Origin of the sequence: Yersinia thracica (assembly GCF_902170565.1) — a bacterium.
In the GTDB taxonomy this organism is placed as follows: domain Bacteria; phylum Pseudomonadota; class Gammaproteobacteria; order Enterobacterales; family Enterobacteriaceae; genus Yersinia; species Yersinia thracica.
Genome location: NZ_CABHXX010000016.1, coordinates 1 through 8,207, shown reverse-complemented (window position 1 = coordinate 8,207; position 8,207 = coordinate 1). Strand labels below are relative to the sequence as shown.

Genomic DNA, 8,207 nt, shown 5'->3' with positions numbered 1-8,207 from the left:
ATATAAATCATTCAATGCATTTGGTTTGCAGTGCTTTTGTAATATTTTATTTTGATGAAATATATTAAATGCTTAGATAAAACTCAGATTTGAGGAGAAAATAATTGAAACATCTCTTGGCTTAATAAGGCCAGTCTAATGCTGGCCTTTCTTGTTATTAAGTCACTATATAAATCATGACCTTTAAGTTGTTAAAACTTTCCCTGATATTGTATGAATAACTACATATTGTCAGATGAATTTTTTCATCTGTTTTACTCAAACAGCCATTAAATCGCTCTCTGAGTTTCAGCTCACTCTACTCATCCACTCTCGATATAGCAAGAAACGATCGATTAAAACGATCTATAAACTAATATTGATAGTTTTTAGCAATCAATTGGCTCTAATTGATCGGATTATCAATTGATATAAACGATCGATAATATATTTATAATAGGTAATAACTATCATAAGTTTGATTTTGATCGTTACAAACGATATGACGGAAAACAAAAATAATTTAATCCTATCAATTGGTTAAAAAGATGGTTTGTTCCTTCGTATCAATCGATGCCTCGTATAGAGCCATCTTATTGGTGCCGGAACGGCCTTTATCCTCTCAAACTGACTTCTTTCGAGGGTGTGTATGAATAAAAGCATTGCGCTATCGCTGGCACTGACGGTTATAGCTTTATCAGGGTGCCAGCAACTTAATGAAGGCGTGAATAAGGTCAATGGGGCGATTAATACCTCGTTATCCTCATTGAACGGAACAGTAGATAACGCATTAGGTCTTTCCACAGCAAAACAAGATACCGGCCCGGCATCCTCAGTTGCTGGCCTTGGTCCTGTTTGTAAGGACTATGAAGAAAATGCGATGGCTGCAGAGAAGAAATGGACGGGCAAAAGGATCTCAATTGCTAATGCGATTGTTCTTGAAGTCACTAAAGGCAGAAGTGCCAGCGATATGATGACAGGTATGGAAAAAGCAGCTCATGCGAACTACTACCTGTTGTTCAAAACATCCGACACTGACTACTGCGGTGGGATGGTGTGGATCAATTATTACTCCGGTCTTGATGATGCTGTTCTGACTTACAAGAAGGGTCAGAAGGTCAGCATTACCGGGACTATCAATAATTTCGAAGTTCGTGGTTTCACTACGGTAAACAATGCTGATATGCCGATTCGTCTCGTTGTCCTCAAAGACGGCACTATCAGTCATTAATAAAGGATTAAATCTATGCGTAATTTTTTATTCGTTGTTGGTCTCGCGGCTCTGTTATTCGGTTGCGGTGATAAAGGCATCTATGGCAGTTATGAAAGTCCTCAATATGGGGTGAGGCTTGATATTCAGAAAGACGTGATCAAGTTTAAAGACGGAGTATTCACCGTGAAAAGCTGGGATGAAAGTCAGAAGCCTGTCTATGTTGCCAAAACACAAAATAAAGATCTCGGTGCTTGGACTTTTAAAATCGAAAAAGTCAATGATGGCATCATATATCAGGGTGTGAAGTTTAAGAAGGATTGATAAATGGAAAATAATACAATTAAATGCCCGTACTGTTTCAAAGAGAGCTTGCGTGGAGTTCACGTCTGCACAGGGTGCCAAGCTTCAGTATTGTATGGCACTTATCCCAGTTGGTATGCCTTTTTCATTATCCTGCTGTCCTTTGGACTGTCTGCTTTTATAGGTATGGCAGCAGGGATTGCCGGAACTGTAATCAGTATGCCAATAATTGCTGTTGTAGGGTTTGTTGTAGGTAAGATCGCTTTTAAAGATAATATTGTTTTCAGGCGAAGAATGTAATATCAGTATTTCGAGTAAACCTGAACCACGTCTTATTAAACAGGCGTGGTTTTTTTATGTGGTACATAGCGTTCATAACCTCATTAATAAATGTTCAATCTTAAAATAAAAAATAAAAAATAAAAAATAAAATATCATGTGATATATTTGACATTCATTTCACTTGCAATGTATATAATAATAAACAAAGTAGTTAATAATGAGTGATAAGCAAAAAGAAGTTTTAGATGAAATATTAAAAGCATTAGTGATTATTGAAAATAAGACAAGAATAAAAAGAGATGAGTTTGATAAATATCCTTCAGAGGATTTAATGCACATCCTGCTTAAGGAGTTAACACCACTACAAGAATCATATCTAAAAGAAAATATTATTGGTTATGAGTATTTATCAGAAGATGAAGAGATAAAATGGTTTTGTGATGCATGGTTTTATTATTTCTATGACTGAGACTAGTATTGTACGGCAAAGTTAGTTAAATAGGTGTTGATTTTAAAGAAAGCTATCAGGAAGTTCGAATAACGATGTTATCATATGTTTAGTGAATTTTTTTGGTCCTTTTTCTAAGGGATCATAATATTTACCATTTGTATATATTATCCAATGGTAGCTTTTTGATCCTAAATACCTACAATAGCAAACATAATTTTTATTTATAAAAAATGATGAGGCTTGACGCCCTTGGATTCTCACATTAAATATATGATTGAGAATCTGCCGCATTTGACTTACTGTAATTTTAAGGTTTGAATTACAAAGCTTGATTTTTTTAACAACGTCACTGGCTTCAGAATAAGGTTTCGACATTAGCATTGCTGCTACCGCAATCCCACAACCAGTATGAGACTCAAGTTGTTCGACAAAAATCACGCCCATCACCCCTATGTATTCAGTTAACTTTAAGTTGAGGATAATAACGATAACTTTTAAAGTAAGATGCCATTTTATTACTATCATCCATTTTCTTGATTCAATAATTGGCTATACCCACGTTCCATTTCTTCTATAAAACACTCTCTAATTGTCGGAAATCCGCACACTAAACACTCTTTTTCTCTAATTTTAAATAATTTATAGAGATAGCTTTCTTTGATATGTGATACATGTATGGCGGGGAATGGTCTGCTTTGTATAATCTTTTTGTTTAGCTCTATGTCATCAATAAGGTTATATTGATCCCCTGTTATATCAATTACAAAGTCATTAATCTCTAGCCAATAGTGACTTATTTGGCTATTTTTTCCAGTCGTAGCACTTACTCCTCTTAACTCAAGTTCAGGCCATAATGTCAGAAAATGATAGGAAAGAAGCATTGATGATAATTTGCAACTCATAACTGGAAAAGAATCGATAACAAGACAGGTGTTATCTTTATCACATTTTTCGATCAACTCCCGAAACTTAATTGCTTCTTTTTTTATTTCGTTAATGGTTAACAAAATATGATCCTTAGTTGTAAGGTATGATTCATTATTAATGATACATTATTGCCAATGAATTAAAAGGAATATTGTATTGCCTACGATCGTTATATATCCCTATAACCCGGAGGTCGTAGTCTTGAAACATTGCTCTTTCCGGTTTGCTTTGATTGCATGGATGGTGTGAGTTTCATGCGGTTATCAATATCTTGTTTTTCCTGCTTGTAGCGACTTGGAAAACGAGTGATTTCCTCCTTCGTCGGTATATAGTCATCACTGTTAAACCTTGCTCGTTTCTCAAACTCAGCACGGGGAACATAGATACCCAGCACCTCATCAAAGACATAGTTTTCAGCAATGCGCTTATCGTGCTCAACATCAGGAGCAACAGGCTTCTTCTTGGCCCAAATAAATTTCTCCTTGAAGAAATCCACGACCAACAGAGTAAAACGCTTGAAGATACCATCCTGACGAGGTTCAATTTTTTTCTTCTTGGACTTAACAGGAGCGCGTTTACCAGTTCTGGTTTTTGCTGAGGATGGTTTTTTCAATTTAGTGCGGGCATGAGGTACTGGGGCAACCAGAACTGGCTGTTGGTCTTCTGATGATGACTGCGAACCCGTTTCAGGCAATACGATTTCAACAGGCTCAGGCAACTCGGACACGGTGAAGCTTCTGAGGTCAACAATGATCTGTTGGTCCAGATCTTTAAAGGTTCGGTAGGTAACCTGAGCTTGCTGTTTCATCTCATCACGAACAGCCTGTTCAGCAGCACGGTTTTCCTGAACACTCTTGCTGTTCCACTTAGCACGGTGAATACGCTGCATCGGGGGACGACTGGTTAACGTTGCTTTGGCAAGCCATAACGCCTTGTCTTCAACATCCAATGTAATAGCGGCATTTTCCAAGGCTTCATTGTGTTGAGCATCAATAGAACGATGATCAATACGCACTTCAGTGCCAGCAGCTTCAAGATAATCATTGGTGAGGGTAGACCACGCTTCACGCCATAGGATCACGTTTTTCTTCTCATTCCAGCTTCTATTCTTTTTGCCAAAGCCTTCAGCCGTAATTGGCTTTAACGTCAACATCACATGTGCATGGGGATTATTACTGTCCAGACCGTGGAAAGCGATATCGGCAATCATTCCCTTATCGACAAAATTATTTTGGCAGTATTCCAACACCAGTTTTATTTTGTCCTCGTTGTTTAGCTCACAGGGAATAGCAACATCAAAATAACGGGCTGTCTGACCGTCTTTCTGGCGCTCAACTCTTTCGACTTCATTCCATAAAGTTGTTGAGCTTTCAATAATATGAGCCGGTGCAGAAACTGGCGCTAATATCTGATGATGAAATAAATCTGTTCTGTGGCTGAAATCGTAAGTATTACCAGTGCGATCATCTGTTATTTTGCAACGCGCATGATAAGCCGCCTTTCTACAGGAAGACATACCCTCAGAACGTTTCACAATTTTAAACTCCAGATGAAATATCGCCATAAAATACAAACCTTAAATATAACTATGTTGCTGTTAGTTTTTCGTAAGAAAAACTTTTTTGTTGACCTTGGTTTTTCTTTTAGCCTGCGGCAGGCAACCGTCGGTAGACCCCACACGCTCACGAAGTGAGTGTATAAGTGGGCATTGTTTTGATAACAATGTAAAAGCTCTCCTTATTAATTAATACAACTAATATGAAAGGCTGTAAATAAAGAGAAAACAAAACGCCGAATTAAGCGGCGCAATATAGACTAAAGGAAGATGTCATCCGTTAATGTTATTAGATGCCACCCAATGAATGTCCGAAGGACAAGACGAGTTATCTATTAGGCTATGAAAATAAAATAACTAATGAGATAAATTAAGTAACGTGGTGAGTAAGAGGTTTTGGGAATAACTATTATCTAAAATTGTGTTGCATAAATACGTTTCATGGCGGATTAATGGTAGTTAATGTTATCAATAATTTGTTATTTAAATAAATATGATGTAGGTAATAAAGAGAAAATATAAAAAGGAAATAACATGAGACTTGGTGAACTGGACGACGTGGCATTAATTTTACTTGGCGTTAATGCAATAATGTGGGGAATTAATATTGGACTATTGAGCTTATGGATAGTGAAATAAATATCACTTATAATATTGATTTTTATTGTAAATATGCTAATGAATAAAAAAGGAGTAAAATACAAGGGGCATATATGTTTAAAAAAAACGATGAGGCTATCGATTTGGAAGCCAAAAGGCTGCTTGATGACGGGATCTTTACTGATTTTGAAAAAGCCTATTTAGAAGCAGAAAAAACAATAATATATATAAGGGAAAAAGCAAAAGAGAGACAAGAGAAAAGTAAGTTTCGATTGAAGATAAAATCAATAAAGAAACAACTGAGTTCTGATCATGAAAGTGTGAATATCCCTTACAGAAATAGAAATAAATACTAAGGGGGATTTATGACAGAAAAGACAATTAAACAACAAATTGCTGCAGCACAAGAACGATTATATTTCTTGGAAGCAAAAAAGAAACAGCAAACAAAAAAAGAAAATACACGTCAGAAAATAATTTTTGGTGCAGAGGTTGCCAAAGTCTTGGGATGTGATATTGGTTATGTAGATAAAGAGTTAGTGTATGGTATTTTACTTAACATATCTAATCTTCGTGAGAGTGATATCGAAAAACTCAGACAGCAAGGAAAAATCTACATTAATACCTTTATCAATAAATAATCCTTTTACGTCCAAACGGTGAACCGACTTAAAATTTACTTTTAGGTCGGTGAACTGTTGACCAAGCCCCAGAGGGCGCGGTAGTTAAATTAATTCACTATTTCCCTCATTATGTCCTCCATCACTATTGACCTCTTTTTTATTTTTGTTAATTAATGATTACGTAAAAATAAAAAAAGGACGCGAAAATGATTAAACAATATAAAAAAGGATTTTCCTTATTAGAGTTGGTATTGGTTTTAGGAGTTGGCACTGCAATGGCTTTTATTAAATTTCAAGATATGAAAAATGAGCAAGAAGTTGCTATAGCTAATACGGTAGGAGCGCAGATAAAGCAAGTCGGTGAAGCGGTTAATCGCTATATCAGTATTCGATATGACAAGCTTTCAACCCTGACAAGCAGTACCAGTCAATCCAATGATCCGGGGCCAAGAGTTTGTTCATCTAATGGCTGTGAAATCACTTATCAGACATTAATTAATGAAGGGCTATTGCCTGTTAGTTATACCGGGATGAATGCCAATAAATCTTCATATAAGGTTTTATTGAAACGTTCAGGTATTGCTCCTAACTATGTGATCAATGGCCTTGTTATGACAACGGCAATATGGAATGAAGGAGGAAAAGTTCGCTATGACCTCCTTGGTAAAGCGATGCAATCGGCAGGAATAGATAGCGGAATGACCCGATCACCCACTGTAGCTTCTGGCTATGGTGGTCAATGGAATGAAAAATCATCTGACTACAGCAATATCACTACAGAAGGTTTATTGGCCTATCGTGTGGGCTATGATTCATCAATGTATTCGGTTTATCTGCGCCGTGATGGCACATTGCCAATGACGGGAGACCTGAATATGGGCGGCAAAAGTATTAAAAACGCCAAAGATATTACCGCTGCAGGCACTGTGATGGCTGAGATATTAAAATCGACAGGAGCAACCAATGTTGGCGGTGCCTTAACCGTTGTAGGGAATTCGGCTTTGACTGGTCCTGTAGAAGTAAGATCTACCTTATCGGTCAGTGGTGCTTCAACCTATGGCGGTGTTGTTCAGGTTAATAATGTGATTAACGCCACCGGCAATATCAATACGACTGCAGATATCAACAGTAAGCGTGTTTATTCCGGTTATATTCAGTCGACAGGGCGTATCACATCAGATGAGTATGTTCAGATAAATGGGATTGCTGTATCTGGTGCAACCTGTTCACCTAATGGGCTTATTGGGCGATCAAGTGCTGGGGATATGCTGTCTTGTCAATCTGGTGTTTGGGGTTCAGGTGGAAAGGTCGAAGTTATTTACGGGAGTAATCCTGTATGTTCAGCTAATAAAATCCCTGTAGCACGCTACTGGACACAACCGGGAGGTTCTAACTATGGTAATTATTGCACCTTACAAACTGGCTGGGCTGGAGTCACGACACCTTCCTGCGAATCGTGTGCAAACTGGGAAAAATGCCATATGGTTTATTCTGCATCATGGTCAGCAACAGCGTGTAGTTAGTAAATTTATAGGGATTGTATAGTAATATTTATGATGCTGATGGAGACCATTTATGTGCGCACAAAACATTTCTCATGATAATATGTGCGCTATACAAAGTTTATTGTTGTCGATTAAGGAGCAGTTATTACTTGTCCACTTTCAAAAGTAGCATAGTCAAATTCCACAATATCTTCTTCAGCGCCACGACTGTCATCTTTAATTTCCGAGATTCTTCCAACTAGTATTCTTCCCGAGGAATGTTCAGCTAAAAACACCTCTCCTTTATTTATAATATAAGAATTTGATGTGCTATCATAATTTTTAAATGATAAGATTTCATGTGGTAATATATTTTTAACTCTCGCAATTTTTGTTATTTCTGCTCCATTGTGTAAATATATTGATGTATCACTTGCCTTGCTGAAATGTAATGGAAATGAAATGTCATTAGATATAACGTCAATTATTCCATTGTTTGTAGAGTAATCAAATGAACTTCTTTTTACAGAATGTTGACTACTGTAAACTTCTTTGCTAGCCTTACTTTCAGGTTGACTTATATTAATACTTTCAAGTGGTTTGTTTTTCTGAATTTCGTTGTTTTGTATTACAAAGTTTTTTGCTTTTGCAAATTCATCGTCTGATATTAATGATTGAATTTCTTGTTTTAATTTATTTATACTCTGTGAGTTATCTACTTTATTAATTTCATTTATCTTTTCTAGTATTGTGTTTGTTTTTACTAGAATATTGCAGTATGCCTCTTTAACAT

At 36.6% G+C, this 8,207-nt stretch carries 11 protein-coding genes; 7 read left to right on the top strand and 4 right to left on the bottom strand.

Annotation, left to right across the window (positions count from 1 at the left end):
* Positions 1–628 precede the first annotated feature (628 nt).
* From FTA91_RS02355 to FTA91_RS02340, 4 genes are all read left to right on the top strand, one after another.
* Positions 629–1,210 carry a hypothetical protein gene (locus tag FTA91_RS02355; RefSeq protein WP_145582858.1) on the top strand — a complete coding sequence of 194 codons (582 nt, stop codon included), beginning with the start codon at positions 629–631 and terminating at the stop codon, positions 1,208–1,210.
* A gap of 15 nt (positions 1,211–1,225) precedes the next feature.
* Positions 1,226–1,513: a hypothetical protein gene (locus tag FTA91_RS02350; protein ID WP_145582856.1), complete on the top strand. Its 288-nt coding sequence runs from the start codon at positions 1,226–1,228 to the stop codon at positions 1,511–1,513.
* Between the two features lie 3 nt (positions 1,514–1,516).
* Entirely contained in the window at positions 1,517–1,792 is a 276-nt protein-coding gene (locus FTA91_RS02345) for a membrane protein (protein WP_049647960.1), read from the top strand.
* Positions 1,793–1,991: 199 nt separating this feature from the next.
* The gene (locus tag FTA91_RS02340) at positions 1,992–2,243 is read left to right on the top strand and encodes a hypothetical protein (RefSeq protein WP_145582854.1); all 252 of its coding nucleotides are present in this window, start codon (positions 1,992–1,994) and stop codon (positions 2,241–2,243) included.
* 42 nt (positions 2,244–2,285) lie between these two features.
* Here FTA91_RS02340 and FTA91_RS02335 read toward each other — a convergent pair whose 3' ends face one another.
* The 3 genes from FTA91_RS02335 to mobQ form a co-directional block, all read right to left on the bottom strand.
* Positions 2,286–2,750 (bottom strand): hypothetical protein, encoded by a 465-nt coding sequence (locus FTA91_RS02335; protein ID WP_145582852.1) that lies wholly within the window; start codon positions 2,748–2,750, stop codon positions 2,286–2,288.
* A complete protein-coding gene (locus FTA91_RS02330; protein WP_145582850.1) occupies positions 2,747–3,232 on the bottom strand; it encodes a hypothetical protein in 486 nt (161 codons plus the stop codon). The genes FTA91_RS02335 and FTA91_RS02330 overlap by 4 nt, the downstream gene beginning before the upstream one ends.
* Positions 3,233–3,321: 89 nt before the next feature.
* A complete protein-coding gene (gene mobQ, locus FTA91_RS02325; protein ID WP_145582848.1) occupies positions 3,322–4,716 on the bottom strand; it encodes a MobQ family relaxase in 1,395 nt (464 codons plus the stop codon).
* Positions 4,717–5,420: 704 nt separating this feature from the next.
* Here mobQ and FTA91_RS02320 point away from each other — a divergent pair.
* The 3 genes from FTA91_RS02320 to pilV all read left to right on the top strand — a co-directional run bounded on the left by FTA91_RS02320 (position 5,421) and on the right by pilV (position 7,453).
* Positions 5,421–5,663 carry a hypothetical protein gene (locus FTA91_RS02320; protein ID WP_145582846.1) on the top strand — a complete coding sequence of 81 codons (243 nt, stop codon included), beginning with the start codon at positions 5,421–5,423 and terminating at the stop codon, positions 5,661–5,663.
* 9 nt (positions 5,664–5,672) lie between these two features.
* On the top strand, positions 5,673–5,948 hold the full coding sequence (locus FTA91_RS02315) for a conjugal transfer protein TraD (RefSeq protein ID WP_020282882.1): 276 nt from the start codon (positions 5,673–5,675) through the stop codon (positions 5,946–5,948).
* 188 nt (positions 5,949–6,136) lie between these two features.
* Positions 6,137–7,453, top strand: coding sequence for a shufflon system plasmid conjugative transfer pilus tip adhesin PilV (gene pilV / locus FTA91_RS02310; RefSeq protein WP_145518538.1), 1,317 nt, complete (start codon positions 6,137–6,139; stop codon positions 7,451–7,453).
* Between the two features lie 113 nt (positions 7,454–7,566).
* Here pilV and FTA91_RS20010 read toward each other — a convergent pair.
* Positions 7,567–8,207: hypothetical protein (locus FTA91_RS20010; protein WP_186377336.1), on the bottom strand; the 641-nt coding region annotated here is incomplete at its 5' end.

Excerpts from the sequence above, each read along its gene's own strand:
- FTA91_RS02355 (WP_145582858.1), top strand. The coding sequence starts at position 629 with ATGAATAAAAGCATTGCGCTATCGCTGGCACTGACGGTTATAGCTTTA.
- FTA91_RS02350 (WP_145582856.1), top strand. The coding sequence starts at position 1,226 with ATGCGTAATTTTTTATTCGTTGTTGGTCTCGCGGCTCTGTTATTCGGT.
- FTA91_RS02345 (WP_049647960.1), top strand. The coding sequence starts at position 1,517 with ATGGAAAATAATACAATTAAATGCCCGTACTGTTTCAAAGAGAGCTTG.
- FTA91_RS02340 (WP_145582854.1), top strand. The coding sequence starts at position 1,992 with ATGAGTGATAAGCAAAAAGAAGTTTTAGATGAAATATTAAAAGCATTA.
- FTA91_RS02335 (WP_145582852.1), bottom strand. The coding sequence starts at position 2,750 with ATGATAGTAATAAAATGGCATCTTACTTTAAAAGTTATCGTTATTATC.
- mobQ (WP_145582848.1), bottom strand. The coding sequence starts at position 4,716 with ATGGCGATATTTCATCTGGAGTTTAAAATTGTGAAACGTTCTGAGGGT.
- FTA91_RS02320 (WP_145582846.1), top strand. The coding sequence starts at position 5,421 with ATGTTTAAAAAAAACGATGAGGCTATCGATTTGGAAGCCAAAAGGCTG.
- FTA91_RS02315 (WP_020282882.1), top strand. The coding sequence starts at position 5,673 with ATGACAGAAAAGACAATTAAACAACAAATTGCTGCAGCACAAGAACGA.
- pilV (WP_145518538.1), top strand. The coding sequence starts at position 6,137 with ATGATTAAACAATATAAAAAAGGATTTTCCTTATTAGAGTTGGTATTG.